The following is a 24,916-nucleotide window of genomic DNA, read 5'->3' as shown; positions in this document are numbered from 1 at the left end:
ATTTGAGTGTTATCAAGTTATCGGCTTATTAGTACCGGTCAGCTCCGAAGGTCTTTCGTCCCTTCTTCCACATCCGGCCTATCTACCCAGTGGTCTTCTGGGAGCCTCTCGGGACGAATCCCGTGGAAACCTCATCTTGAAGCAAGCTTCCCGCTTAGATGCTTTCAGCGGTTATCTCTTCCGAACGTAGCCAACCAGCCGTGCTCCTGGCGGAACAACTGGCACACCAGAGGTTCGTCCGTCCCGGTCCTCTCGTACTAGGGACAGCCCTTCTCAAGTTTCCTGCGCGCGCAGCGGATAGGGACCGAACTGTCTCACGACGTTCTAAACCCAGCTCGCGTACCGCTTTAATGGGCGAACAGCCCAACCCTTGGGACCTACTCCAGCCCCAGGATGCGACGAGCCGACATCGAGGTGCCAAACCATGCCGTCGATATGGACTCTTGGGCAAGATCAGCCTGTTATCCCCGGGGTACCTTTTATCCGTTGAGCGACGGCGCTTCCACAAGCCACCGCCGGATCACTAGTTCCGACTTTCGTCCCTGCTCGACTTGTCAGTCTCACAGTCAAGCTCCCTTGTGCACTTGCACTCGACACCTGATTGCCAACCAGGCTGAGGGAACCTTTGAGCGCCTCCGTTACATTTTAGGAGGCAACCGCCCCAGTTAAACTACCCATCAGGCACTGTCCCTGATCCGGATTACGGACCGAGGTTAGATATCCAGAGCGACCAGAGTGGTATTTCAACGTTGACTCCACACACACTGGCGTGCATGCTTCATAGTCTCCCACCTATCCTACACAAGCCGCACCGAACACCAATACCAAACTATAGTAAAGGTCCCGGGGTCTTTCCGTCCTGCTGCGCGTAACGAGCATCTTTACTCGTAGTGCAATTTCGCCGAGTTCACGGTTGAGACAGCGGAGAAGTCGTTACGCCATTCGTGCAGGTCGGAACTTACCCGACAAGGAATTTCGCTACCTTAGGATGGTTATAGTTACCACCGCCGTTTACTGGGGCTTAAATTCTGAGCTTCGCACAAGTGCTAACCCGTCCTCTTAACCTTCCAGCACCGGGCAGGCGTCAGTCCGTATACATCGTCTTGCGACTTCGCACGGACCTGTGTTTTTAGTAAACAGTCGCTTCTCCCTGGTCTCTGCGGCCCTTGCACGCTTCCCCAGCAAGTGGGTACACGCTCCGGGCCCCCCTTCTCCCGAAGTTACGGGGGCATTTTGCCGAGTTCCTTAACCATGATTCTCTCGATCGCCTTAGTATTCTCTACCTGATCACCTGAGTCGGTTTAGGGTACGGGCGGCTAGAACCTCGCGCCGAGGCTTTTCTTGGCAGCATAGGATCACCCAATCATCGTCCATACGGACTCACCATCAGTTCTCAGGATATGTGAACAGCGGATTTGCCTACTGTTCTCCCTACAACCTTGGACGTGGACAACCATCGCCACGCTGGGCTACCTTCCTGCGTCACCCCTGTTAATGCGCTTACCTACTACCAGCTCGGGTCGTGCGCTCCCCTGAGTCCTCGGCCCCGAAGGGCGTGCGGACCAGGCTTGGGCACTTAGCATCACCAGATTCGGTATGGGCGGTTCTTCGCCGGTAGGAGAATATCAACTCCTTGTCCATCGACTACGCCTGTCGGCCTCGCCTTAGGTCCCGACTTACCCAGGGCGGATTAGCCTGGCCCTGGAACCCTTGATCATTCGGCGGACGGGTTTCTCACCCGTCATTCGCTACTCATGCCTGCATTCTCACTCGTGTAGCCTCCACCGCTGGGTTCCCCCGCGACTTCACTGGCCACACGACGCTCCCCTACCCATCCACACACCTGGACCACGAAGGCCTGGTTATTATGTGAATGCCACAGCTTCGGCGGTATACTTGAGCCCCGCTACATTGTCGGCGCGGAATCACTTGACCAGTGAGCTATTACGCACTCTTTCAAGGGTGGCTGCTTCTAAGCCAACCTCCTGGTTGTCTGTGCAACTCCACATCCTTTCCCACTTAGCATACGCTTAGGGGCCTTAGCTGGTGGTCTGGGCTGTTTCCCTCTCGACTATGGAGCTTATCCCCCACAGTCTCACTGCCACGCTCTCACTTACCGGCATTCGGAGTTTGGCTGGCGTCAGTAACCTTTTGGGGCCCATCGGCCATCCAGTAGCTCTACCTCCGGCAAGAAACACGTGACGCTGCACCTAAATGCATTTCGGGGAGAACCAGCTATCACGAAGTTTGATTGGCCTTTCACCCCTACCCACAGGTCATCCCCCCAGTTTTCAACCTAGGTGGGTTCGGTCCTCCACGCGGTCTTACCCGCGCTTCAACCTGCCCATGGGTAGATCACTTCGCTTCGGGTCTAGACCCAGCGACTCATTCGCCCTATTAAGACTCGCTTTCGCTACGGCTTCCCCACACGGGTTAACCTCGCCACTGAGCACTAACTCGCAGGCTCATTCTTCAAAAGGCACGCTGTCACCCCTGCTAGGGAGGCTCCAACGGATTGTAGGCACACGGTTTCAGGTACTATTTCACTCCCCTCCCGGGGTACTTTTCACCTTTCCCTCACGGTACTTGTCCGCTATCGGTCACTAGGTAGTATTTAGGCTTATGAAGTGGTCTTCACGGATTCACACGGGATTTCTCGGGCCCCGTGCTACTTGGGATCCCCTTCGGGAGGCCACGTCATTTCGTCTACGGGGGTCACACCCTCTACGCCGGGCCTTTCAATGCCCTTCGACTATAACGCGGCTTTCTGACTCCCTGAAAGTTCGGCAGAACAATCTGAAAGGTCCCACAACCCCGCCCATGCAACCCCTGCCGGGTATCACACATGAACGGTTTGGCCTCATCCGCTTTCGCTCGCCACTACTCACGGAATATCTCTTCCTGTCGGTACTGAGATGTTTCACTTCCCGACGTTCCCTCCACACACCCTATATATTCAGATGCGGGTAACTGGACATAACTCCAGCTGGGTTTCCCCATTCGGAAATCCTCGGATCACGGTTCGTTTGCCAACTCCCCGAGGCTTATCGCAGGCTACTACGTCCTTCATCGGCTCCTAGTGCCAAGGCATCCACCCTGTGCCCTTAAAAACTTAATATCACTAAATTGCAGAACAAAGACTCGTAAGTCCTTGATCGCAAAGATGCTCGCGTCCACTGTGCAGTTCTCAAGCTACGGACGATCCCACCGAACACCACCGCCTACACACCCCAGGGGCATGCGGTTCGGATGGATCACGGTGACCCGCGTGCAGCAACCCCGGTCGATGAGACCAGGGCTGCCTGAAGTTCGTTCGCCTTTCGGCGCCCGTACCTTCAGGACCCAACAGTGTGCTTGCGTCCACCCACCTCACTGGCCACAGGTTCCACCCGCTCCCCGAAGGGGGCGACGTACTTCCATGACCGGCGCTGCCGGCATCCATAGTCAATGTTCCACCCGTGAGCAACCACCCACCCCCTCATTCGGAGAGTGGACGTGGCCACCTGACCACTTCCGGGGTAGTCCCCGAACAGCGCCAGCATGTAGCTCCTTAGAAAGGAGGTGATCCAGCCGCACCTTCCGGTACGGCTACCTTGTTACGACTTAGTCCCAATCGCCAATCCCACCTTCGACGGCTCCATCCCACAAGGGGTTAGGCCACCGGCTTCGGGTGTTACCGACTTTCGTGACTTGACGGGCGGTGTGTACAAGGCCCGGGAACGTATTCACCGCAGCGTTGCTGATCTGCGATTACTAGCGACTCCGACTTCATGGGGTCGAGTTGCAGACCCCAATCCGAACTGAGACCGGCTTTTTGGGATTCGCTCCACCTCGCGGTATCGCAGCCCTTTGTACCGGCCATTGTAGCATGCGTGAAGCCCAAGACATAAGGGGCATGATGATTTGACGTCATCCCCACCTTCCTCCGAGTTGACCCCGGCAGTCTCCTATGAGTCCCCACCATAACGTGCTGGCAACATAGGACGAGGGTTGCGCTCGTTGCGGGACTTAACCCAACATCTCACGACACGAGCTGACGACAACCATGCACCACCTGTACACCAGTCCGAAGACGCACACATCTCTGCATGATTCCGGTGTATGTCAAGCCTTGGTAAGGTTCTTCGCGTTGCATCGAATTAATCCGCATGCTCCGCCGCTTGTGCGGGCCCCCGTCAATTCCTTTGAGTTTTAGCCTTGCGGCCGTACTCCCCAGGCGGGGCACTTAATGCGTTAGCTGCGGCGCGGAACTCGTGGAATGAGCCCCACACCTAGTGCCCAACGTTTACGGCATGGACTACCAGGGTATCTAATCCTGTTCGCTCCCCATGCTTTCGCTCCTCAGCGTCAGTAGTGGCCCAGTGACCTGCCTTCGCCATCGGTGTTCCTCCTGATATCTGCGCATTCCACCGCTACACCAGGAATTCCAGTCACCCCTACCACACTCTAGTCTGCCCGTACCCGATGCAAGCTCAAGGTTGAGCCTTGAGTTTTCACACCAGACGCGACAAACCGCCTACGAGCTCTTTACGCCCAATAATTCCGGACAACGCTTGCACCCTACGTATTACCGCGGCTGCTGGCACGTAGTTAGCCGGTGCTTCTTCTGCAGGTACCGTCACTTTCGCTTCTTCCCTACTGAAAGAGGTTTACAACCCGAAGGCCTTCATCCCTCACGCGGCGTCGCTGCATCAGGCTTTCGCCCATTGTGCAATATTCCCCACTGCTGCCTCCCGTAGGAGTCTGGGCCGTGTCTCAGTCCCAGTGTGGCCGGTCGCCCTCTCAGGCCGGCTACCCGTCGACGCCTTGGTGAGCCATTACCTCACCAACAAGCTGATAGGCCGCGAGTCCATCCTTGACCGAAAAACTTTCCAGACACAGACCATGCGGTCGCATCTCATATCCGGTATTAGACGTCGTTTCCAACGCTTATCCCAGAGTCAAGGGCAGGTTACTCACGTGTTACTCACCCGTTCGCCACTGATCAAGAAGAGCAAGCTCCCCCATCACCGTTCGACTTGCATGTGTTAAGCACGCCGCCAGCGTTCGTCCTGAGCCAGGATCAAACTCTCCGTAAATGTTTGATATCAACCCCTCCGAAGAGAAGTTAACAACCATACGAAGCAAGCACCCCTGCAAAGAGGCACCTGATTAATCAAGGCTACAAACCGAAAACTTGCGTTTTCAATTCATACCAAATAAACCTTGCTGCGAATCAGCCACCAGATCGAAGACCCGGCAACCAACACCAGACAAGGGGTCTTGGCATTGACTATTTAAGCACACTGTTGAGTTCTCAAGGAGCGGACGCGCACCACTTCCAGACCATTCGGTCCTTCTCTTGGGGCAACCGTTCAAACTTACCCGACTCCGCTCGCCCTGTCCAATCCGCCGTTCCCGGCGCACCACAACAACACAAACTGAAAAGCTAGGATTTTCAACCCTCGGGACCAGCCACTTCGCGGCGGCTCTCACGAGCTTCGCAGTGGTGTCTGTGTCTCCCTGTCGGGCTGACTTCGTAAACACTACGTTACGCAGAGGTGTCTTGACCAATCGCTCCCCCGCTCACGCGCGCGGGGGCCCCGTGCTCGCTCGGACCACCAGCTCTGGGTCGAGCACAGCCGGTCCCATCGCCTGCCCGTCCAGCACCGCGAGCAGCGTCTCGATGATCCGTGTGCCGAGGGCGTCGAAGCCCGGCCGGACCGTGGTGAGCGGCGGGATGAAGTTGTCTGCGCCGGTGATGTCGTCGAACCCGGCGACGGAGACGTCCTCGGGGACACGCAGGCCGGCCTCGTGGAAGGCCCGCAGCAGACCGAGGGCAAGCTGGTCGTTCGCGGCGAACACCGCGGTGGGAGGTCCGGAGCGGGCAAGCTCCCGGCCGACCTCGTAGCCCCTGCTCGCCGACCAGTCCCCCTTGATCGGCGCACTCACCGGGAAGCCGAGGCGTGTGCACTCGTCGGCCCAGGCGGAGGACCGCGCGTCCGCGTCGAGCCAGTCGTGGGGTCCGGCAAGGTGGACGACCTCGCGGTGGCCGAGGTCGGCGAAGTGGCGCACCACCAGTCGCGCCCCCATCCGCTGGTCCACCGACACGGTGGTCACGGACTCGGGCGGGTCGGGGATCGCGGCGACCACGACCATCGGGAGCCGGTCGTGGAAGGCGCGCACGGCGTCGACCACCTCGGCGTGGGGGGCGATCACCACGATGCCCTCGACCGCCTGGTCCATGAGGTGCTCGAGCACCATGTTCATGGACGAGGAGTCGACCGTCCGCAGGGTCGCGACGGAGATGTAGTAGCCGGCCTCGCGGGCGGCCTCCTCGATCGCGACGAGCGTGCGCGAGGGGCCGAACTGGAGGGACCCGGTGGTCACGACGCCGAGCGACCCCGAGCGCCGGGTGACCAGGGCTCGTGCGGCGCTGTTGCGCCGGTACCCGAGCTGGGCGATCGCCTCGAGCACCCGGTCGCGGGTCTCCTCGCGCACGTTGGGGTGGTCGTTGAGCACCCGCGAGACCGTCTGGTGCGAGACGCCAGCCGCCTGGGCGACGTCGTTCATCCCCGGGAGCCGCCGGCGTGGGGGGGTCACAGGCTGTAGGCGAGGTAGACGTTGCGGATGTCGGCCGCGGGGCCGCTGGCGTGCAGGACGAGGGTCCCGTTGGTCCACACGGCGTGGGCGGGCTCAGTCGTGGAGTCGCCCTCGCCGAAGAGGGAGAACGCGCCGGTGACCGTGCCGGCCACGAGCACCTCACCCGTGGACGACGCCGTCCCGAGGGTGGCGCTCAGCGCCGCGGCGGCCGCGGCCGCCTCCTCGGGAGTCGCCCACTGCACGACCTGGACGGTGTAGGTCGCGTCGACGTCGGCCAGGGCACCGGCATAGGTGAGGTCGTAGGCCTCGAGCGCGCCCACCTGGGCGGCCAGGTCCCCGGGGGTGATGGCGGTCAGCACGTACTGCCGCACGGTGTCGGGGAGGGTGGCGAAGAGCACCGTTCCCTCGCCGCGGGCGATCGGGTCGGTCGTCGCGGTCGGCGCGGGAAGCGTGCGGGTGACGGTCGGAGCGGGAGCCGCACCTGGGGTGGGGTCGTCGCCGCGGAGCAGCAGGAAGGCCGTCACGGCCACCGCCACCAGGACGACGCCCCCCACGACCGACCAGAGCAGCACCGGGTTCTGGGTGATCCGGCGTCCGCTCGTCCCCCGCGCGGAGGACCGTGAGGGGGCCGCGGGCGACGGCTTGGCCCCGCCGTGCCCGGCGTCGGCGTCGGCGTCGGCGTCGGCCGAAGCGTCGGCAGCGTCGGCAGGCCCCGTCCCTGGCCAACGGTTCTCGTGCTCGCTCATGTCTCTCCCTCGTGCGTGCGCAGCTCGCGCGTCTGATCGGGCGAGCCTGCGCCAGCCTACGACGCGCGACGGTGCCGGGACACGTGCCACGTCGATGTGTCCCACCATCCGTTCCGATGCGAAGTGGGAGAGATGTTCCGGGCCACCTTCACAGATCACGTCGAGGTCGGTTGGTACACGAACCTCTCCAGGTGGGCGGTCGTCGTCGTCGGGCGCCCGTTGCTGGTGGCGTACGCGCCGATCCACAGCCCCAGGAAGCCACCGGTCGAGATGGAGTCGAGCGTCCGCCCGTCGACCACGGCGACCGTCACCGGCTCGCTGCAAGCCTCCCCGTAGCCCCCGAGACACGCGAGGAAGGCGTAGTCCTGCCCGCGGGCGCGCAGGCTCAGAAGCACGGGCACCTCGTCCCCGTCCGCGTCCAACGTCACCTCGCCGAGCGTCGTCTCGACCGCGTCCTCACGGTGCACCACGACCACCCGGCGTCCCCGAGCGGCGCCGGGACCGGCGACGAACATCCGGACGTGGTGGTCCTCGGACTGGCGGACCGCGAGACCAGCCTCTTCGCCCTCGGAGAGCTCGACGCGGATGGCGATGCGCACGTCGACGTCCTGGTGCTGCTGGCGCACGCCGAGGAACGCCGGGGTCGCCGGGTCGCTCAACCTGCTCGGGCGCAGCTGCAGGTCCCAGCCCTCTCCCCGGGGTGATGCGAACTGGGCAGCAGGCCCGCGCAGCGAGGTCCACCGCAGGTCACCGGGACGTATCACCCCCGAGACGGCAGGACCGGGTCGGGCCGGCGCGGCGAATGGAACCTCAACCTCGGCAGGGACGCAGCCCATCCCCGGCGCGAACACCGGCCATCCGTCCTCCCAGACCACCGGGACGAGGAAGGTCTCGCGGCCGAGGTTGTAGTGACCGCCGTAGGGCCGCATGCCCAGCACCGTCGCCCACCAGGTGCCGTCAGCCGCCTGCACGAGATCGCCGTGCCCGACGCCGACGACGTCTGCCGATCCGCCCAGGTGGCGGTGGGTGAGGACCGGGTTCTTCGGGTTGCCCACGTACGGCCCGGTGACGGAACGGGCCCGGGCGACCGAGACCGCGTGGTTCGCCTCGGTGCCGCCTTCCGCTGCCAGGAGGTAGTACGTCCCATCCACCTTGTACAGGTGCGGGCCCTCCGCCCACACCACGTCCCGCAGCGCCCCGGTCCAGACCACGTGCTCGGTCCCGACGAGCTCCCTCGACACTGGGTCGAGCTCACGTACCCACACCTCGGTCTGGTCGTGCCACTGCGGCTCGGCGACCAACCGGGTTCCGTGCATCCACACGCGTGAGTCGTCGTCGAAGAAGATCGACGGGTCGATGCCGCCCACGTCCAGCCAGACCGGGTCGGACCATGGACCGGCAGGGTCGGTCGCCGTCATGAGGAAGTTCCCGCCACGACTGTCGTCCTGCTGGTCCACCAACGTGCAGACGAGCCAGAACAGACCGTCGTGGTGGCGCAACGTCGGCGCGTAGAGCCCACCCGAGGACGCGATGCCGTCGTAGTCGAGCTGGCCGGCCCGGTGGACCACGTGACCGATCTGATCCCAGGTCACCAGGTCGGTGCTGTGGAACACCGGCAGCCCAGGGAAGTACTCGAACGTCGAGGTGACGAGGTAGTAGTCGGCGCCCACGCGGCAGATCGTGGGGTCGGGGTAGCACCCCGTCAGGATCGGGTTCGTCGCCAGGCTCATCCGGCGGACACCGCGGCCACCGGGTCCTCCTCGTCCACAACCACGCTCGAAATGGCCGACACCGTCGTGCGCGCCCATCGCGGGTCGGCGGTCGTGACCACGTGGACGGCTCCGGTCACCGCGATCACGGACCGACGGGTCGCCGACCCAGGGATCTCCCGCCGCGTCGTCGCCTTGTCGTTGGAGATGGCGCCACCGGTGAGCTCCTCCGTGCTCGCGCCGGTCCGGGAGGCCTCGGCATGCGACCCGACCCACACCTCGACGTCACCCGGCTCGACGATCTTCATCATCCGCCGGTCGGTGAAGGCGAGCCTCGTGGTGGGAACCGTGAACGTCACGCGACTGGACTCACCGGGGCCGAGCGTGGTCCGGGCGTAGGCGATGAGCTGGACCACCGGGCGCGCGATCGTGCCCAGCACGTCGTGGGCGTACAGCTGGACCGTGTCGGACCCTGAGAGCGCACCGGTGTTGGTCACCGTGACTCCGGCGGTGAAGGTCCCGCCTGCCTCGACGGCAGCGTCCACCACGAGGTCGGAGTAGGCGAAACTGGTGTAGGACAGGCCGAACCCGAAGGGACGCAGCGGGGTCGAGTCGCTCGACGTCACGTCGGAGGGCCCACCGAGGACCGGCTGGAGATAGGAGTAGGGCTGCGCGCCCGTGGAGCGCGGCAGGGACACCGGAAGGCGACCCGAGGGGTTGACGGACCCGACCAGCACATCGGCGATCGCGAGCCCGCCCCCTTCCCCCGGGAAGAACGCCTGCAGGACTGCGTCCGGCGCATGGCCGGAGGCGGCTAGCGCCCAGTCGATCGCATAGGGGCGGCCGGTCAGCAGGACCAGGACCACCGGCGTGCCGGTGGCCAGAACCTCCTCGACGAGCCGCCGCTGGACCCCGGGCAGCTCGAGCGACTCGACATCGTTGCCCTCTCCCACGGTCCCGCGACCGAACAGGCCAGCCTGGTCGCCCACGACGACGATCGCGACCTCAGCACTCGCGGCCGCGGCGACGGCCTCGCCGAAGCCTGAGGTGTCCTCCCCCTCGGCTGTGCACCCCTGGGCGAACACGAGTTCCGGCTGGTCCATCCCGGCCGCCGCGAACGCTGAACCCAGCGCGTCGAGCACGGTCGGGATCTCGAAGCCGACGGGGACCTCAGGGTGGTGGGCCAGGACGTGGTTGGCGAAGGAGTAGCAGCCCATGAGCGCCTCGGCTCGGTGTGCGTTGGGACCGATGACCGCGATCCGCGCCGGAGGGCGGTCCCACCGGTTCAGCGGCAGCACGCCGTCGTTGGTCAGCAGCATCACCGACTCCTCCGCCAGCTGGCGGGCCAGCTTCTGGTGCCGGGGCGAGTCGAGCTGGATATCGGTCGGAGGTTCACCCTCGTAGGCGTCAGCGTCCAGCAGACCCAGGTCCTCCTTCTGCTGCAGCGCCCGCAGGACGGCACGGTCGACATAGGCCTCGTCCAGCTGGCCGCGTCGCACGCGCTCGGCCAACGGCTCCAGGTACGCGTCGCCGGTGGGCAGCTCGACGTCGACGCCCGCTACGAGCGCCAGCGCAGCCGCCTCGCCGCGATCGGCCGCCACCCCGTGCATGACCTCGAGGAACGCGACCGCGAAGTAGTCGGCGACCACCACACCGTCGAAGCCCCACGTCTCACGCAGCAACGTTGTCAGGTGCTCGTCGCTCGACGCCATCGGCACACCGTCGACGTCGGTGTAGGAGTTCATCACCGAACGGGCGCCAGCATCGAGGATCGCCATCTCGAAGGGCGGGAGAAAGACGTCAGCCAGCTCGCGTGGCCCCACCCTGACCGGGGCATGGTTGCGTCCCGACGTCGACCCGGAGTATCCGACGAAGTGCTTGAGCGTCGCATGCACTCCTGCATCTTGGAGGCCTCGCACATAGGCGGACCCGATGGTCCCGACCAGGTAGGGGTCCTCCCCGATGCACTCATCGACCCGACCCCAGCGAGGGTCGCGGATGACGTCGAGCACCGGGGCCAGGCCCTGGTGGATTCCGAGCTCCCGCATGGAGTCGCCGATGGCCCGCGCCGCTTCGGCGACGAGACCAGGGTCGAAGGACGCCCCCCAGGCCAGCGGTGTGGGGTACGTCGCGGCCTGCCAGGCGGCCAGCCCGGTCAGGCACTCCTCGTGGACGAGTGCAGGGATGCCCAGCCGGGTCTCGCGCTTGAGTCGGCGCTGCTCCGCCCACAACCAGGCAGCACGCTCGACCGGGTCAACGGGGCGGGTGCCGTACACCCGCGTGTAGTGCCCGATCCCGTGCCGGGTGATCTCGTTCAGCTTGCTGGCATCCTGCTGACCGGCGGCCATCTCGGACTGCATCGGCGCGACCGTGCCGTTCTGGTCGAGCCAGTAGCCCACGATCTGGGCCAGCTTCTCCTCGAGGGTCATCCGCGCGTGGAGCGCGCGGACGCGCTCGCTCACCGCGGGCATGGCAGGGACGACGTGGGACACGGGGCACGCTCCTTCGTTCTGACGTATGTGTGCGGTGACCGTGGTGCTGTCTGATGCATGGTCACCTTCGGTCGCCCGGTCTGCACCTCACGGTGCGCCGGGACAGCCCGACGACGGCGCGCGCCACCGCCGTCGGGCATGATGCTCAGCCCTTGACCGCTCCGGTGAGCCCGCCGACGATCCGCCGCTCGAAGAGCGAGAAGAAGATCAGCGCAGGGATCATCGACAGCGAGGTGAAGGCGAGGACCGCCGCGGTGTCGACGGAGTACTGCGAGGCGAACGACTGGACTCCGAGCGGCACGGTGTACATGTCCGAGTCGTTGAGGATGAACAGCGGCAGCATGTAGCTGTTCCAGCTCGCGACGAAGGCAAGGATGCCGACGGTGACCACTCCGGGCAGGGACAGGGGGATGACCATGCGGAAGAAGAACCCCAGCCGGCTCGCCCCGTCGATCGACGCGGCCTCCTCGAGCTCCATCGGGATGGCCCGAAGGAAGGGCACGAGGATGATGATGGTCACCGGGAGCGAGAAGGCGATCTGCGGCAGGATGATGCCCCAGTGGGTGTTCATCAGGCCGAGCTCACGCACGAGGATGTACAGCGGCGTGATCGCCACCGTCATCGGGAACATCAACCCTGCGGCGAACAGCGAGTACATCGCGCCGCTGGCACTGAACTTGTATCGCGCGACGACGTAGCTCGCCATGACACCCAGGACGACGACGCCTATGGTCGTGAGGATTCCGACGAATGCCGAGTTCCCCATCTGTCGCCAGAAGGTCGGGTTGGTCAGCACGTCTGCATAGTTGACCAGCTCCCACGGGCTGGGGAAGCCCGAGGGGTCCGTGATGATCTGCGAGTTCGACCGGAATCCGCCGAGGACGATGTACAGCACCGGTGCGATGCAGACGCCGACGAACACGTAGGCGACGAGGTAGGTGTACCAGCGGGCGTTGCTGAGCGCCGAGCCCTTCTTCTTCGTGGGCTTGACGGGCACCTTGGTGGCTGGCGGAGAGACCGCGATCGTTGCCATCACTTCTTCCCTTCGGTGAGTGCGCCGGCCATGTCGCGGCGGAGCACGAAGCGCTGGTAGACGAGCGCGATGACGAGAGAGATGAGGAACAGCACGACCGCGACGGCGTTTCCGTAGCCGTAGTTCCCCGACATGCGGCCCTCGCTCACCATGTAGATGGCCATCGTCGACACCCCGGCTGTGGCCGAGACGTACTGGCCCCAGATGATGTAGACGAGGTCGAACAGCTGGAGCGAGCCGATGATGGACAGGAACGCCCAGATGCGGATCGTCGGGCCGAGCAGCGGGAGCGTGATGCTCTTCTGCATGTTCCAGTAGGACGCGCCGTCGATGGCCGCAGCCTCGAACAGCTCCTCGGGGATGCTCTGCAGACCGGCGAGGAAGAGGATCACGGCGAAGCCGATGTACTTCCACGAGATGATGAGCATGAGCGACCAGATGGCCACGTCAGGGTCGGACAGCCACTCGACGGTGCTGTCCGCCAAGCCCATCTTGATGAGCAGGTCGTTGACCGCGCCGGTGGTCTGGAGCATGAGGCCCCAGCCGGTCCCGACGATCACCTCGGAGATGACGTACGGGACGAAGATGAGGACGCGGATGATCGACCGCCCGCGCATCTTCTGATTGATGAGCAGCGCGAGCCCGATGGCCACCGGTCCCTGGATCACCAAGGACGCGACGACGATGAAGCCGTTGTTGAGGACCGCCTCGTGGAAGGCCGAGTCCTTGAAGATGATGAGGTAGTTGTCGAGGCCGACGAAGTCGGTGGGAGGTCCGATGCCCTTCCACTTGAAGAAGCCGTAGTAGGCCGCCATCACCACCGGGAAGATGACGAACGCGAGGAAGACGACGATGGCAGGGCCCGAGAGGAGTGCGATCTCGAAGTGCTTGCGCCAGTCCGTCTTCCTGCGGCGCCGCGGCGCCGCGGCGGGGGTCGGTGCCTTGTCTGCACCGTCCCCCGCCACCGCGCGCTCCCCAGGCGGGAGGGTCAGTGGTGCTGTTGAGTTCTCGCCCGAGGAGTCGCTCATGGTTGTCGACTATCCCTTGGCGGCGGCGTCGTTGATCGCCGTGACGATGCCGGCGGCGTCGCCGTCACCAGCGAGCATCTCGACGACTGCTGCGTTGAGCGCGTTGCCGACGTTCTGACCGAGTGCGGAGTCGAGCCACAGGGCGACGTAGGGCGCCTCGTTGTAGGCCTCGAGGACCGAGACGAGAGCCGGGTCCTCGACGACGCCCTGCGCCGCACTGTTGGCGGGCACGGTGTGGAACGCGGTGGCGTAGCCCTCCTGAGCCTCCTTCGACATGGAGAAGTTGAGGAAGTCGGCGCACTCCTTCGGCGCGTCCACGAAGCAGGAGTAGCCGTCGATCCCACCCATGAGGGCTGCGGGGTCACCCTTGCCACCGGTGACCTCGGGGAACGGGAACCACTTGAGGTCGGGGAGCGGCTTCTTGTCCGGCGTGAGGTCCGCGGTCACGCCGATGTTCCAGGCACCCATGAGCTCCATGCCAGCCTGGTAGTTGGCGAGGAGTCCCGCCGACGAGCCGGCGCTGCCCTGTGCGGACGTCGTGAGGAAACCGTCGTTGAAGGGCTCGGTCTCGGCGAAGGCCTGGAGGTCCTCGCCAGCCTTCAGCCAGCACTCGTCCGAGAAGTCGAGCTCGTCGGCTGCCTCGAAGACAGCCTGCGGGCACTCCCGCAGAGCGAAGAAGTAGTACCAGTGCGCAGCGGGCCAGGCGTCCTTGCCGCCGAGCGCGATGGGCTGGATCCCCGCTGCGTCGAGGGAGTCGGTGACCGTGACCAGCTCGTCGATCGTGGTCGGGGTCGCGGTGACACCCGCCGTGTCGAACAGGGACTGGGTGTAGTACATGCCGCCGGGCAGGATCGCCATGGGCATGCCGTAGATCTTGTCATCGATCGTGAAGGCGGAGAACGCCGGCTCGGGGACCTCGGCTGCAACGTCGTCGGAGACGAGGTCCGTGATGTCCATGACCTGTCCGGCCTCGACGACGTCCTTGAGCTTGCCGCCACCGCGCGCCATGAAGATGTCCGGTGCGTCGCCCGAGTTGAGCGCGGTCTGGAGCTTTCCGTCCATCTCTTCGTTCTGGATGGCCTGGATCTTGATCGTGACGCCGGGGTTGGCCTTCTCGAAGTCTGCGGCCGTCTTCTCCCAGTACTCCTTGCCCGGACCGGTCGTGGAGTTGTGCCAGAAGGTCATCGACACGTCGCCGTCGCCGCCGGACCCGCCGGACCCGCCGTCGCTGCTGCTGCAGGCGCTCAGTCCCGCGGTGGCCATCATCATGACGGCAGAGACCGCCAGGATCTTCTTTGCGTTCATTGATCTGTCCTCTTTCGTAGAGCGATACAGAGGTGGAGAGATCGCCGGTGACGGCGACCGGGGAGGTGCGGGTAGGTCAACCCGCAGCCGGCTGGTGCTGTTCGGTGCCCCGGCTTCGGTGCCGGCGCGTCCCGTGCTGCGGGGTGTTCCCCACCGCGAGGACGGTGGTCGTGCGTGGATCAGGTCTCATCGTTGAGCACTCCTAGTCGTCGTCGACAGCAGGTACGAACAGAACTATCGCAGCGCTCCCACGAGCGTGTCAATCGTTATCGATAACGTTTTACAAACGGTATGGTCGAGACATGAACCGACGGGTCACCATCACGGATGTCGCAGACGCCGCAGGCGTGTCCGTCGCGACCGTGTCCAAGGTCATCAACTCCCGGTACGGCGTAGCCGCCGCGACCGCCGCCCGCGTGCAGGAGGTGATCGACCAGCTCGGCTACGAATCGAGCCTCGTCGCCCGAAGCATGCGCTCGCACCGCACGAACGTGATCGGCATCCTGGTGGCCGAGTTCGAGCCGTTCAGCACCGAGATCCTCAAGGGCGCCGGGTCGGCCCTCGCCAAGACCGGCTACGAGCTGCTCGCCTACACCGGGGCCAGCCAGAGCGGTGGCCCGGGCTGGGAGCGTCGCTATCTGTCTCGTCTGAGCGGCACGCTCATCGACGGTGCGCTCATCGTCACCCCGACCGTCGTCGACGCGAGCGTCGGCATCCCCGTCGTGGCCATCGACCCGCACGAGGGCCCGCTCGGTCCGCCGACCGTCGACTCCGACAACCTCACCGGCGCCCTCCTGGCGACCCGGCACCTTGCCGAGCTCGGGCACAGGCGGATCGCCTTCATCTCCGGTCGTGAGGACCTCGCGTCGTCCGCGCTGCGCGAGGCCGGCTACCGCCAGGCGCTCGACGAGGCATCCATCCCCTACGACCCGACCCTCGTCCGCTCCGGCGACTACCGCCTGGATCCTTCCCGCACCTCCGCCACCGAGCTGTTGAGCCTCCGTGACCGCCCGACCGCCCTCTTCGCCGCCAACGACATCTCCGCGATCGGCGCGATGGAGGTGGCCAAGAGCATGGGGATCGACGTGCCCGGCGACCTGTCGATCGTCGGCTTCGACGACATCCCCGAGTCGATGGCCACGACTCCCCAGCTCACCACGATCCACCAGCCGATCCAGGCGATGGGTGCCGCCGGGATCGCCATGCTCCTGGAGCTGCTGGACGAGCAGCTCCTGGCGACCACCCACGTGCGCCTGCCCACCTCTCTCGTGGTGCGCGGGACGACGCGGGCGATCTAGGCACCTGCCCCCTCTGTCAGTGCCACCCGATACCGTTCCCTCATGGCTTCCACCCCTCGCACCCCGGGCGCATCGTCCCGCGCCGCCCGCCCCGGCTACCGCTGCACCGAGTGCGGCTGGACCACGTCCAAGTGGGTGGGCCGGTGCGGGGAGTGCCAGGAGTGGGGCAGCGTCACCGAGACCGCCGCCGCGTCCTCCGGCCCCAAGACGACGGCCTCCGCGCCGACCCGCGGGTACGCCAAGCCGATCGGTGAGATCGACGTCGACGCCGCCCAGGCCACCCCCACCGGGATCAGCGAGTTCGACCGCGTGCTCGGCGGCGGGATCGTCCCGGGCGCCGTGGTCCTGCTGGCAGGCGAGCCGGGCGTGGGCAAGTCGACCCTGCTCCTCGACGTCGCCGCCGCGGCCGCACGCGGCGGGAAGCGCGTCCTCTACATCACCGGCGAGGAGTCGGCCGGTCAGGTCAGGCTGCGCGCGGAGCGGATCGGCGCCCTCGCGCCCCGGCTGCTGCTCGCCGCGGAGACCGACCTGGGACTCGTGCTCGGGCAGATCGAGGCCACCGAGCCGGACATGCTCATCGTCGACTCGGTCCAGACGATCGCATCCGCCCAGGTCGACGGCTCTCCCGGCGGCGTGAGCCAGGTCCGGGAGGTCGCGGCGTCCCTCATCGCGGTCGCGAAGGAACGCAACATGCCCGTCATCCTCGTGGGGCACGTGACCAAGGACGGCTCCGTGGCGGGGCCGCGCACCCTCGAGCACCTGGTCGACGTCGTGTGCCAGTTCGAGGGTGACCGGCACTCCCGGCTGCGCATGGTGCGCGCGGTGAAGAACCGCTACGGCCCGACCGACGAGGTCGGCTGCTTCGAGCTCACCGAGACCGGTATCACCGGGCTGGTGGACCCGAGCGGTCTCTTCCTGTCCCACATCAACCTCGCGGTCCCGGGCACCTGCATCACCGTCACCCTCGAAGGACGACGGCCGCTCGCCCTCGAGATCCAGTCCCTCGTCGTCGCGACCACCCTCGCCAACCCGCGCCGCACGACCGCCGGGATCGACTCGAGCCGGCTCGCGATGATCCTCGCCGTCGTCCACCGCCACGTGAACGTGCCGCTGCACAACCAGGACGTCTACGTCTCGACGATCGGCGGCGCGCGGGTCACCGAGCCTGCGGCCGACCTCGCGATCGCGCTGGCTGCCCTGAGCGCGATCGCGGACACGCCGGTCCCGGTCGGCACCATCGCGATCGGCGAGATCGGCCTCGCCGGCGAGCTGCGGTCGGTGACCGGGATCTCGCGCCGTCTGAGCGAGGCGGCACGGCTCGGCTTCACCCGCGCCATCGTGCCGATCGGGACCGACGTCAAGGCTCCCGACGGGCTCACGCTGCTGCCGGCCGCGAACCTCAGCGAGGCGGTCCAGCTCAGTCAGCCGGCCGTCCGCGTCCTGACGCCCGTCGACGCGTAGGATCACCCCGTGGCCAACTCCCCCGCACACATCGACGAGCTCCTCCGCGAGACCCTGGCGGCAGTCGCACCAGGGACCGAGCTTCGCGACGGCCTCGAACGGATCCTGCGCGGCCGGACCGGGGCTCTCATCGTGCTCGGGTTCGACAACACCGTCGAGACGATCAGCTCAGGCGGGTTCGTGCTCGACGTCGAGTTCTCCTCCACCCGCCTGCGCGAGCTGGCCAAGATGGACGGCGCGATCGTCATGGACCGCGACGCCAACCACATCCTGCGCGCAGCCGTCCAGCTCCTCCCCGACCCCACGATCGAGACGACCGAGTCGGGGACCCGGCACCGCACGGCCGAGCGCGTGGCGAAGCAGACCGGCTTCCCGGTGATCTCGGTCAGCCAGTCGATGCGGATCGTCGCGCTGTACGTCGGCGGGTCCCGCTACGTCCTGGAGGACCCGGACACGATCCTGTCCCGCGCCAACCAGGCCCTGGCCACGCTCGAGCGCTACCGTGCCCGCCTCGACGAGGTCAGCGGGACGCTCTCCGCCCTGGAGATCGAGGACCTCGTCACGGTGCGCGACGTGTGCGCCGTGGTGCAGCGCCTGGAGATGGTCGGGCGGATCTCGGAGGAGATCGCCGGATACGTCGTGGAGCTCGGGACCGAGGGGCGCCTCCTCGCGCTGCAGCTCGACGAGCTCATCGGCGGGCTCGGGTCCGACCGGGAGTTCGTCATCCGTGACTACGTCGAGGTGGGCCGCAAGGACCGCTCCGTCCAGGACGTGCTGGCTGCTCTCGCCGTCCTCGACTCGACCGAGCTGCTCGACTTCGGCCTGATCGGCCGGGTGCTCGGGCTGCCCGGCGGCGGGGAAGCCCTCGACGCCGCGGTCGCACCGCACGGGTACCGGCTGCTGTCGAAGGTGCCGCGCCTGCCCGGGACCATCGTGAGCCGCCTGGTGATCCACTTCGGCGGGCTGCAGAAGCTCCTCGCGGCCACGATCGAGGACCTCACCGCCGTCGACGGCGTCGGCGAGCAGCGCGCACGCGCGGTCCGTGAAGGACTGTCCCGCCTCGCCGAGTCGAGCATCCTGGAGCGCTACGTCTGAGCAGCACACCCGCACCGGGCGACGTCAGCCGATCGTGAAGGCGATCGGCGCGGAGCTCACGGTCCCGGCCGTGACGACCGCCTGGTAGCTGCCGGCCGCCGGGGCAGGCAGGTCCGCGGGGCAGCCGGGGGCCGAACGGTTCGTCGCCCAGGCCACGCTGCCCGGGTACTGGTCCCCCGGGGCGAGCAGCAGCGGCGTCGACCCGGAGTCGCAGTCCCCGCTCGAGAAGATCCGGTCCTCGCCCGAGGTGATGACCAGCTGACGTCCGGCGTTCCCGGCGTCGATCGTGCACGGGAGCGTGCCGATGTGGGTGATGCCGATGTCGAAGGTCGCCGTGCGCCCCAGCCGGTAGGAGGACGAGTCGGCCGTGAGGGTGATCTGCACCTCGGCGCTGGTGCAGGCGACCGGGCGCAGCGGTCCGGTGTCGGTGGGGGTCGGCGTGCTCGCTGCCGTCGCGGCGTTCGAGATCGCCTCACCGACGGTGCTGAACAGGGCCTTGAGGCCGATGACCGCCCCGACGAGGACCGCCCCGACCACGGTCAGCAGGACGAACCAGCGGATGACGAGCTGACCGCGGGTGGGACGGGGACGCCGGTGCGGGCGTCCCCGGTTCGCGGTGGAGGGTCGCCGGTTGGCGGCGCCACGCTGCGAGCCCGACGGCGCGGATGCACCGCGAGGGCGACCCGAGCGCTCGCGTTCCATGCCTGACCGTCCTGTCGTGGATGCACCGGCCCGACCCGGTGGCACCTTCACGGTACGTGGCCCGCCGATCCCCCCGGCGAAGACACGCGAGAATGGACCGGTGACCTCCACACCACCCGCCCACCTCCACCACGCGCAGTCCGTCCCGGACGCCCGCCCGCCCGAGGGCGCTCACCCGGACCTCACCGGAGCCCTCGCGGAGTGGTTCCTGGCCACCGCCCGCCCGCTGCCGTGGCGCTCACCCGACCGCACCGCGTGGGGCGTGCTGGTCAGCGAGGTCATGTCACAGCAGACCCCGGTCGCCCGGGTGGCCCCGATCTGGCTGGACTGGATGGACCGCTGGCCGACCCCCACGGCCTTCGCCGACGCACCCACCGCGGCGGTGCTGCGCGCCTGGGGCTCGCTCGGGTACCCGCGCCGGGCGCTGCGCCTGCAGGAGTGCGCCCGGGTGATCGTCGACCGGCACGGCGGGGAGGTTCCCGCCGACGAACCGGCCCTCCGGGAGCTGCCCGGGATCGGGACGTACACCGCGGCCGCGGTGATGGCCTTCGCCTTCGGCCGCCGCTCCGTCGTCGTGGACACGAACGTCCGACGGGTGCTGGCTCGCACGGTGGGCGGGGAGGCGCTGCCGTCCCCCGCGCTCACCGCCGCCGAGATGTCCCGGGCGGCGACCCTCGTCCCGGCCGACGACGCCGGGGCCGCGCTGTGGGCGGCGTCGTCCATGGAGCTCGGCGCGGTGGTCTGCACCGCGCGCGCCCCGCGCTGCACAGACTGCCCGGTCACCGCCCTGTGCGCCTGGCGCGCTGCGGACTATCCGGCCGACCCCCACGCTGCCCGACGCCGCTCGCAGGCCTGGGCGGGCACCGACCGGCAGGTGCGCGGCAAGGTCATGGCTGCGCTGCGCGCAGCCCACGAACCCGTGCCCGCCGCGGTCATCGACCTCGTGTGGCCCGATGGCACCCAGCTGAACCGGTGCATCGCCGGGCTGGTCACCGACGGCTTGATCGCACGGACCGGGCAGGACTACCACCTGCCGGTCGAGCTGGCGTAGCAGGGCGGGGTGGGCTGCCCTAGAACTCGATGAGCATCCGGGAGTTGCCCAGCGTGTTGGGCTTCACCCGGGCGAGGTCGAGGAACTCCGCGACGCCGTCGTCGTGCGAGCGCAGCAGCTCGGCATAGACGTCCGGGTCCACCGGGGTCCCCTCGATCTCGTGGAATCCGTGCCTGGTGAAGAAGTCGACCTCGAAGGTCAGGCAGAACACCCGGCGCAACCCCATGTCCCGGGCCCGCTCGAGCAGCCGCTCGACGATCGCATGGCCCAGCCCGGTGCCCAGGACGTCCTTGGAGACGGCGAGGGTGCGGATCTCCGCGAGGTCCTCCCACATGACGTGCAGCGCGCCGCAGCCCACGACCACCGGCGCCTCCAGGGTGCCCTCGTCGACGACCAGGAACTCCTGGACGGACTCGTAGTAGGCGACCATCTCCTTCGCGATGAGGATCCTGCGGTCGGCATAGGGCTCGACGAGCGCCCGGATGGCGCGGACATCGCCCGGGCGCGCCGGCCGGATCCGGGGCGCTGTCGGGCTGTCGGTCTGCGCATGCACGGTCATCTGGACAACCTACTCCAATACTCATTCCGCCGTATACATTCCCACTCTGGTTCAGGCGCCCCCGGAGCGCGACGACCGCTCCACCAGGCGCGTCACCCCTCGACGAGCAGCCTCGTCGCCGTGACCTCGTCGATCACCAGGTGCGTAACGACCCGTGCGCGCAGCGCGGCACGCAGCGGAGCGACCTTGTTGTCCCCAGCCACCGCGCACACCCGGCGGGGGATGTTGCGCAGCTCGTGCGGCATCGGCCCGGTGGCCCGGGCGTTGAGCTCGACGTCCCGGTAGGTGCCGTCCTCACGCAGGAACACGGTGCACACGTCCCCCACCACGCCTTCCCGGTCGAGCTCGGCGACGTCGTCGGCCTCGAGGTAGCCCGCCGAGTACACGTGGCTGGGCAGCCCGCCCGCGAGCGCACCCACCGAGAACAGGGCGATGTCGGCCATGCGCTGGAGCTCCAGGACCCGGCGCACCGACCGCTCGCGCCACATGGCCTCGCGGGTGCGGGCGTAGTCGAAGAAGGCGGGCACTGGGAAATAGTGCACCCGCGCCTCGAAAGCCTGCCCGAAGCCCGCGATGAGGTCCCCTGCATACTCGACCCCGCTGGTCCGGGTGTTGGCCGCCCCGTTGAGCTGGACGACGGCGCTGCCCCGGGTGGTCTTGCGGCTCAGGTGCGGTGCGATCGCGCTCAGCGTGGTGCCCCACGCCAGCGCCAGGATCATGTTCGAGTCGAACCAGTTGCCGACGAGTCGGGCGGTCGTGAGCGCCACCTGGTCGAGCCGTTCGATCTCGGTGCAGCCGTCCGGCACGGCGACCACGTAGGCCTCGATCCCATAGATCTCGCTGATGCGTTGGCCCAGCCCAGGCGCATTGGAGCGAGTAGGGCGAAGATTGATCTCAACGAGCCCGGTCTCACGGGCGAGCTTGACCATCCGCGAGACCGTCGACCGCGAGGTGCCCAGGTGCTTGGCGATCGTCTCCATCTTCATGTCTTGGAGGTAGTACATCGAAGCGGCCCTGAGAACGTCCTGGTCTCGCATACCCATACCGCACCTTCCCTCTGGTCAACGTCGACCGACGGCGCTTTGCACATACGTGCAAACGGCTTGCGCAAACGTTCTGACAGTGTGACCTTAGTCCCCTGACACCTAGCGAGTCGAAAGGTCAAGCATGCCAACCTCCGGTACGTCATCCAAGCTCACCCCCCAGTCCCGCGAGCGCTCTCTGGACGCTCTCCGCGGGACCGTCCAGGGCGACCCTCTCGACGTGCTGGTCATCGGCGGCGGCGTGACCGGCGCCGGGATCGCTCTCGACGCGGTGACCCGCGGGCTGACGACGTCGATCGTGGAGTCCCAGGACTGGGCCTCGGGCACGTCGAGCCGGTCGAGCAAGCTGGTCCACGGCGGGCTCCGCTACCTGCAGATGCTCGACTTCCACCTCGTCCACGAGGCGTTGACCGAGCGCGACCTCCTCCTCACCAAGCTCGCGCCGCACCTGGTCCGTCCCGTGTCCTTCCTCTACCCCCTGGAGCACCGGGTGTGGGAGCGCGGATACGTCGGAGCCGGCGTCATGCTCTACGACACCCTCGCCAGCCTCGCCCCCGGCAAGCGCCCGCTGCCCTTCCACAAGCACGTGACCCGCAAGGGCATGGAACGCCTCTTCCCCGACCTGCGCCACGACGCCGCAGTCGGCGCGGTGCGCTACTGGGACGGATCCGTCGACGACGCCCGCCTGGTGAGCACCCTGATCCGCACCGCGGCCTCCTACGGCGCCGGCGCGGCGAGCCGCACCCAGGTGGTCAAGCTCACCAAGGACGTGAGCGGCCGGATCGACGGCGCCGAGCTGGTCGACCTGGAGACCGGGGACCGCTTCCCCGTCAAGGCACGCCACGTCATCAACGCCACCGGCGTGTGGACCGAGGAGACCGAGGCGCTCGCCGGCGGCACAGGTGGCCTGAAGGTCCTGGCGTCCAAGGGTGTGCACATCGTCGTCCCCCGCGAGCGCATCAAGGGCAAGGTCGGCCTGATCCTGCAGACCGAGAAGAGCGTGCTCTTCGTCATCCCGTGGTCGCGGTACTGGGTGATCGGCACGACCGACACCCCGTGGACCCAGGAGCTCCAGCACCCGGTGGCCACCTCCGCGGACATCGACTACGTGCTCGAGCACGCCAACGCCGTGCTGGCCGACCCGCTCACCCGGGACGACATCATCGGCACCTGGGCCGGCCTGCGCCCGCTGCTGCAGCCCGGGACCAAGGAAGGCACGTCGTCGGCCAAGGTCTCTCGCGAGCACACCGTCGCCTCACCGGCGCCCGGACTGACGGTGATCGCCGGCGGCAAGCTCACCACCTACCGGGTGATGGCCGAGGACGCGGTCGACTTCGCCCTCGGGGAGGGCGCCAAGTCCCGCCCCTCGATCACCTCCAAGGTGCCGCTGCTCGGCGCCGTCGGGCTCGCCGTCCAGCAGAACTGGGGCCGGCGTCACGCGGCCACCTACGGCTGGACGCCCGCGCTCGTCGACCACCTGCTGCACCGCTACGGCGGGCTGCTCACCGACATCGTCGCCCTCTGCGAGGAGGACCCGTCGATGGCCAGGCCGCTCGAGCACGCACCGGCCTACCTGCGGGCGGAGATCGCCTACGCCGTGAGCCACGAGGGAGTTCTGCACCTCGAGGACATCCTGTTGCACCGGACCCGGCTCAACTACGAGATCCTCGACCGCGGCCTGGCCGCCCTCGAGGAGATCTCCCAGATCGCCGCCGCCGGCCTCGGCTGGGACGAGGAGACCCGGCTCGCCGAGGTCGCCGCGTACACCGCGCGCGCCGAGGCGGAGGCAGCCGCACAGGACCAGCCCGACGACGCGTTGGCGGAGCACGTGCGCCTCGCAGCCCAGGACGTCAGCCCGCTGATCGACCTCACCACGAGCAGCTGACCATCAGGGACAGCTGACACCGAACCTGCCAACCACAAAAGAACGCCGATGTGCCTCGCAGCAGAGCCGCTGCGAGGAGGTGACAACGAAGTCCACCAAGAAAGTGAGCCTGTGATGGATTCCATTCTAGTAAACGCCTTCTGGTCGGAGGTCCTCGGGACCGCCACCCTGCTCCTCCTCGGAGGAGGTGTCGTCGCGACGGCTCTGCTGCCCAAGTCCAAAGGGTTCAACGGTGGTTGGCTCCTCATCAACTGGGGATGGGGCCTCGCGGTCTTCACCGCCGTGTACGTCGCCTACAAGTCGGGCGCCCACATCAACCCGGCCGTGACCCTCGGCCTGTTCGCGGCCGACCTTCCGTTCGCGAATCTGACTGGCCCGGAGGGCATGGTCACCGCGACCATCGAACCGACAGTGTCGAACATGTTCATGTACTTCGGCGCGCAGATGCTCGGTGCGTTCATCGGAGCGGTGCTCATGTTCGTCGTGTTCAAGAAGCACTTCGACGAAGACCTCGACGCCGGTTCCAAGCTCGCGGTGTTCTCGACCGGACCGGCCATCCGCTCCTACGGCTGGAACTTCATCACCGAGGTCATCGCGACCTTCGTGCTCGTGTTCTTCGTCGTCATCTCCGGCAACACCCCCACGCAGATCGGCCCGCTCGCCGTCGCCCTCGTCGTCGTCGGGATCGGTGCCAGCCTCGGTGGCCCGACCGGATACGCCATCAACCCCGCACGTGACCTCGGCCCGCGCATCGCCCACTTCGTCCTGCCGATCCGCGGCAAGGGCTCGAGCGACTGGGCCTACTCCTGGGTCCCGGTCGCCGGGCCGCTCGTGGGCGCTGTCCTGGCCGGCTTCGCCGGCGCCGCGTACATCTGATCCACCGCCTGAGAAGTCCTTGCTCACCGCCGGCCACCTCGGCCGGCACCC

Annotated in this window: 16 protein-coding genes and 2 rRNA genes; 6 read left to right on the top strand and 12 right to left on the bottom strand. The window is 66.8% G+C overall.

Features of this window, described 5'->3' with window-relative positions; all coding sequences use genetic code 11:
* Positions 1-8: 8 nt before the first annotated feature.
* The 9 genes from ACWA15_RS03150 to ACWA15_RS03110 all read right to left on the bottom strand — a co-directional run bounded on the left by ACWA15_RS03150 (position 9) and on the right by ACWA15_RS03110 (position 14,895).
* Positions 9-3,118, bottom strand: a 23S ribosomal RNA gene (locus ACWA15_RS03150).
* A gap of 436 nt (positions 3,119-3,554) precedes the next feature.
* Positions 3,555-5,078, bottom strand: a 16S ribosomal RNA gene (locus tag ACWA15_RS03145).
* The 16S and 23S rRNA genes sit together here, the layout of an rRNA operon.
* Positions 5,079-5,565: 487 nt before the next feature.
* Positions 5,566-6,582: a LacI family DNA-binding transcriptional regulator gene (locus ACWA15_RS03140; protein ID WP_464058004.1), complete on the bottom strand. Its 1,017-nt coding sequence runs from the start codon at positions 6,580-6,582 to the stop codon at positions 5,566-5,568.
* Positions 6,579-7,328 carry a hypothetical protein gene (locus ACWA15_RS03135; protein ID WP_464058003.1) on the bottom strand — a complete coding sequence of 250 codons (750 nt, stop codon included), beginning with the start codon at positions 7,326-7,328 and terminating at the stop codon, positions 6,579-6,581. The genes ACWA15_RS03140 and ACWA15_RS03135 overlap by 4 nt, the downstream gene beginning before the upstream one ends.
* A 155-nt stretch (positions 7,329-7,483) precedes the next feature.
* Entirely contained in the window at positions 7,484-9,058 is a 1,575-nt protein-coding gene (locus tag ACWA15_RS03130) for a glycoside hydrolase family 43 protein (protein WP_464058002.1), read from the bottom strand.
* A complete protein-coding gene (locus ACWA15_RS03125) occupies positions 9,055-11,508 on the bottom strand; it encodes a beta-xylosidase/alpha-l-arabinosidase (protein ID WP_464059395.1) in 2,454 nt (817 codons plus the stop codon). Before ACWA15_RS03125 ends, ACWA15_RS03130 begins: the two co-directional genes overlap by 4 nt.
* A gap of 166 nt (positions 11,509-11,674) precedes the next feature.
* Entirely contained in the window at positions 11,675-12,562 is an 888-nt protein-coding gene (locus ACWA15_RS03120) for a carbohydrate ABC transporter permease (protein ID WP_464058001.1), read from the bottom strand.
* Positions 12,562-13,590, bottom strand: a complete 1,029-nt coding sequence (locus tag ACWA15_RS03115) for a carbohydrate ABC transporter permease (RefSeq protein ID WP_464058000.1) — start codon at positions 13,588-13,590, stop codon at positions 12,562-12,564. Before ACWA15_RS03115 ends, ACWA15_RS03120 begins: the two co-directional genes overlap by 1 nt.
* A 9-nt stretch (positions 13,591-13,599) precedes the next feature.
* On the bottom strand, positions 13,600-14,895 hold the full coding sequence (locus ACWA15_RS03110; protein ID WP_464057999.1) for an ABC transporter substrate-binding protein: 1,296 nt from the start codon (positions 14,893-14,895) through the stop codon (positions 13,600-13,602).
* Positions 14,896-15,197: 302 nt separating this feature from the next.
* Between ACWA15_RS03110 and ACWA15_RS03105 the strand changes: the two genes are divergently transcribed.
* Genes ACWA15_RS03105 through disA form a run of 3 tightly spaced genes read left to right on the top strand, consistent with a single transcriptional unit; the run spans position 15,198 to position 18,749 of the window.
* The gene (locus ACWA15_RS03105; RefSeq protein WP_464057998.1) at positions 15,198-16,193 is read left to right on the top strand and encodes a LacI family DNA-binding transcriptional regulator; all 996 of its coding nucleotides are present in this window, start codon (positions 15,198-15,200) and stop codon (positions 16,191-16,193) included.
* A gap of 42 nt (positions 16,194-16,235) precedes the next feature.
* Positions 16,236-17,654, top strand: a complete 1,419-nt coding sequence (gene radA / locus ACWA15_RS03100; RefSeq protein WP_464057997.1) for a DNA repair protein RadA — start codon at positions 16,236-16,238, stop codon at positions 17,652-17,654.
* A 9-nt stretch (positions 17,655-17,663) separates the two neighbouring features.
* Entirely contained in the window at positions 17,664-18,749 is a 1,086-nt protein-coding gene (gene disA, locus ACWA15_RS03095) for a DNA integrity scanning diadenylate cyclase DisA (RefSeq protein WP_464057996.1), read from the top strand.
* 24 nt (positions 18,750-18,773) lie between these two features.
* Here disA and ACWA15_RS03090 read toward each other — a convergent pair whose 3' ends face one another.
* Positions 18,774-19,451 carry a hypothetical protein gene (locus tag ACWA15_RS03090; RefSeq protein ID WP_464057995.1) on the bottom strand — a complete coding sequence of 226 codons (678 nt, stop codon included), beginning with the start codon at positions 19,449-19,451 and terminating at the stop codon, positions 18,774-18,776.
* A 100-nt stretch (positions 19,452-19,551) separates the two neighbouring features.
* Here ACWA15_RS03090 and ACWA15_RS03085 point away from each other — a divergent pair, with 100 nt between their 5' ends.
* Entirely contained in the window at positions 19,552-20,502 is a 951-nt protein-coding gene (locus ACWA15_RS03085) for an HhH-GPD family protein (RefSeq protein WP_464057994.1), read from the top strand.
* Positions 20,503-20,521: 19 nt separating this feature from the next.
* On the opposite strand, the gene ACWA15_RS03080 is transcribed toward ACWA15_RS03085, so the two are convergent.
* Both ACWA15_RS03080 and ACWA15_RS03075 read right to left on the bottom strand, forming a co-directional pair.
* Positions 20,522-21,061 (bottom strand): amino-acid N-acetyltransferase, encoded by a 540-nt coding sequence (locus ACWA15_RS03080; protein ID WP_464057993.1) that lies wholly within the window; start codon positions 21,059-21,061, stop codon positions 20,522-20,524.
* A 92-nt stretch (positions 21,062-21,153) separates the two neighbouring features.
* Positions 21,154-22,104: a sugar-binding transcriptional regulator gene (locus tag ACWA15_RS03075; RefSeq protein ID WP_464057992.1), complete on the bottom strand. Its 951-nt coding sequence runs from the start codon at positions 22,102-22,104 to the stop codon at positions 21,154-21,156.
* A gap of 124 nt (positions 22,105-22,228) precedes the next feature.
* Between ACWA15_RS03075 and ACWA15_RS03070 the strand changes: the two genes are divergently transcribed.
* Both ACWA15_RS03070 and ACWA15_RS03065 read left to right on the top strand, forming a co-directional pair.
* Positions 22,229-23,989 (top strand): glycerol-3-phosphate dehydrogenase/oxidase, encoded by a 1,761-nt coding sequence (locus ACWA15_RS03070; protein WP_464057991.1) that lies wholly within the window; start codon positions 22,229-22,231, stop codon positions 23,987-23,989.
* Between the two features lie 114 nt (positions 23,990-24,103).
* The gene (locus ACWA15_RS03065; RefSeq protein ID WP_464059393.1) at positions 24,104-24,865 is read left to right on the top strand and encodes an MIP/aquaporin family protein; all 762 of its coding nucleotides are present in this window, start codon (positions 24,104-24,106) and stop codon (positions 24,863-24,865) included.
* The last annotated feature ends 51 nt before the right edge of the window (positions 24,866-24,916 follow it).

This window comes from Sanguibacter sp. TS_SC_8, from assembly GCF_055361235.1.
The sequence above is the reverse complement of the archived record's forward strand: the minus strand, read 5'-3'. Positions and strand labels throughout refer to the sequence as shown.

What these genes read in the sequence shown, in the direction of transcription:
- ACWA15_RS03130 (WP_464058002.1), bottom strand. Translation starts at nt 9,058, where the DNA reads ATGAGCCTGGCGACGAACCCGATCCTGACGGGGTGCTACCCCGACCCC.
- ACWA15_RS03115 (WP_464058000.1), bottom strand. Translation starts at nt 13,590, where the DNA reads ATGAGCGACTCCTCGGGCGAGAACTCAACAGCACCACTGACCCTCCCG.
- ACWA15_RS03090 (WP_464057995.1), bottom strand. Translation starts at nt 19,451, where the DNA reads ATGGAACGCGAGCGCTCGGGTCGCCCTCGCGGTGCATCCGCGCCGTCG.
- ACWA15_RS03125 (WP_464059395.1), bottom strand. Translation starts at nt 11,508, where the DNA reads ATGCCCGCGGTGAGCGAGCGCGTCCGCGCGCTCCACGCGCGGATGACC.
- ACWA15_RS03105 (WP_464057998.1), top strand. Translation starts at nt 15,198, where the DNA reads ATGAACCGACGGGTCACCATCACGGATGTCGCAGACGCCGCAGGCGTG.
- ACWA15_RS03135 (WP_464058003.1), bottom strand. Translation starts at nt 7,328, where the DNA reads ATGAGCGAGCACGAGAACCGTTGGCCAGGGACGGGGCCTGCCGACGCT.
- ACWA15_RS03075 (WP_464057992.1), bottom strand. Translation starts at nt 22,104, where the DNA reads ATGGGTATGCGAGACCAGGACGTTCTCAGGGCCGCTTCGATGTACTAC.
- ACWA15_RS03065 (WP_464059393.1), top strand. Translation starts at nt 24,104, where the DNA reads ATGGATTCCATTCTAGTAAACGCCTTCTGGTCGGAGGTCCTCGGGACC.
- radA (WP_464057997.1), top strand. Translation starts at nt 16,236, where the DNA reads ATGGCTTCCACCCCTCGCACCCCGGGCGCATCGTCCCGCGCCGCCCGC.
- ACWA15_RS03070 (WP_464057991.1), top strand. Translation starts at nt 22,229, where the DNA reads ATGCCAACCTCCGGTACGTCATCCAAGCTCACCCCCCAGTCCCGCGAG.
- ACWA15_RS03080 (WP_464057993.1), bottom strand. Translation starts at nt 21,061, where the DNA reads ATGACCGTGCATGCGCAGACCGACAGCCCGACAGCGCCCCGGATCCGG.
- ACWA15_RS03110 (WP_464057999.1), bottom strand. Translation starts at nt 14,895, where the DNA reads ATGAACGCAAAGAAGATCCTGGCGGTCTCTGCCGTCATGATGATGGCC.
- ACWA15_RS03120 (WP_464058001.1), bottom strand. Translation starts at nt 12,562, where the DNA reads ATGGCAACGATCGCGGTCTCTCCGCCAGCCACCAAGGTGCCCGTCAAG.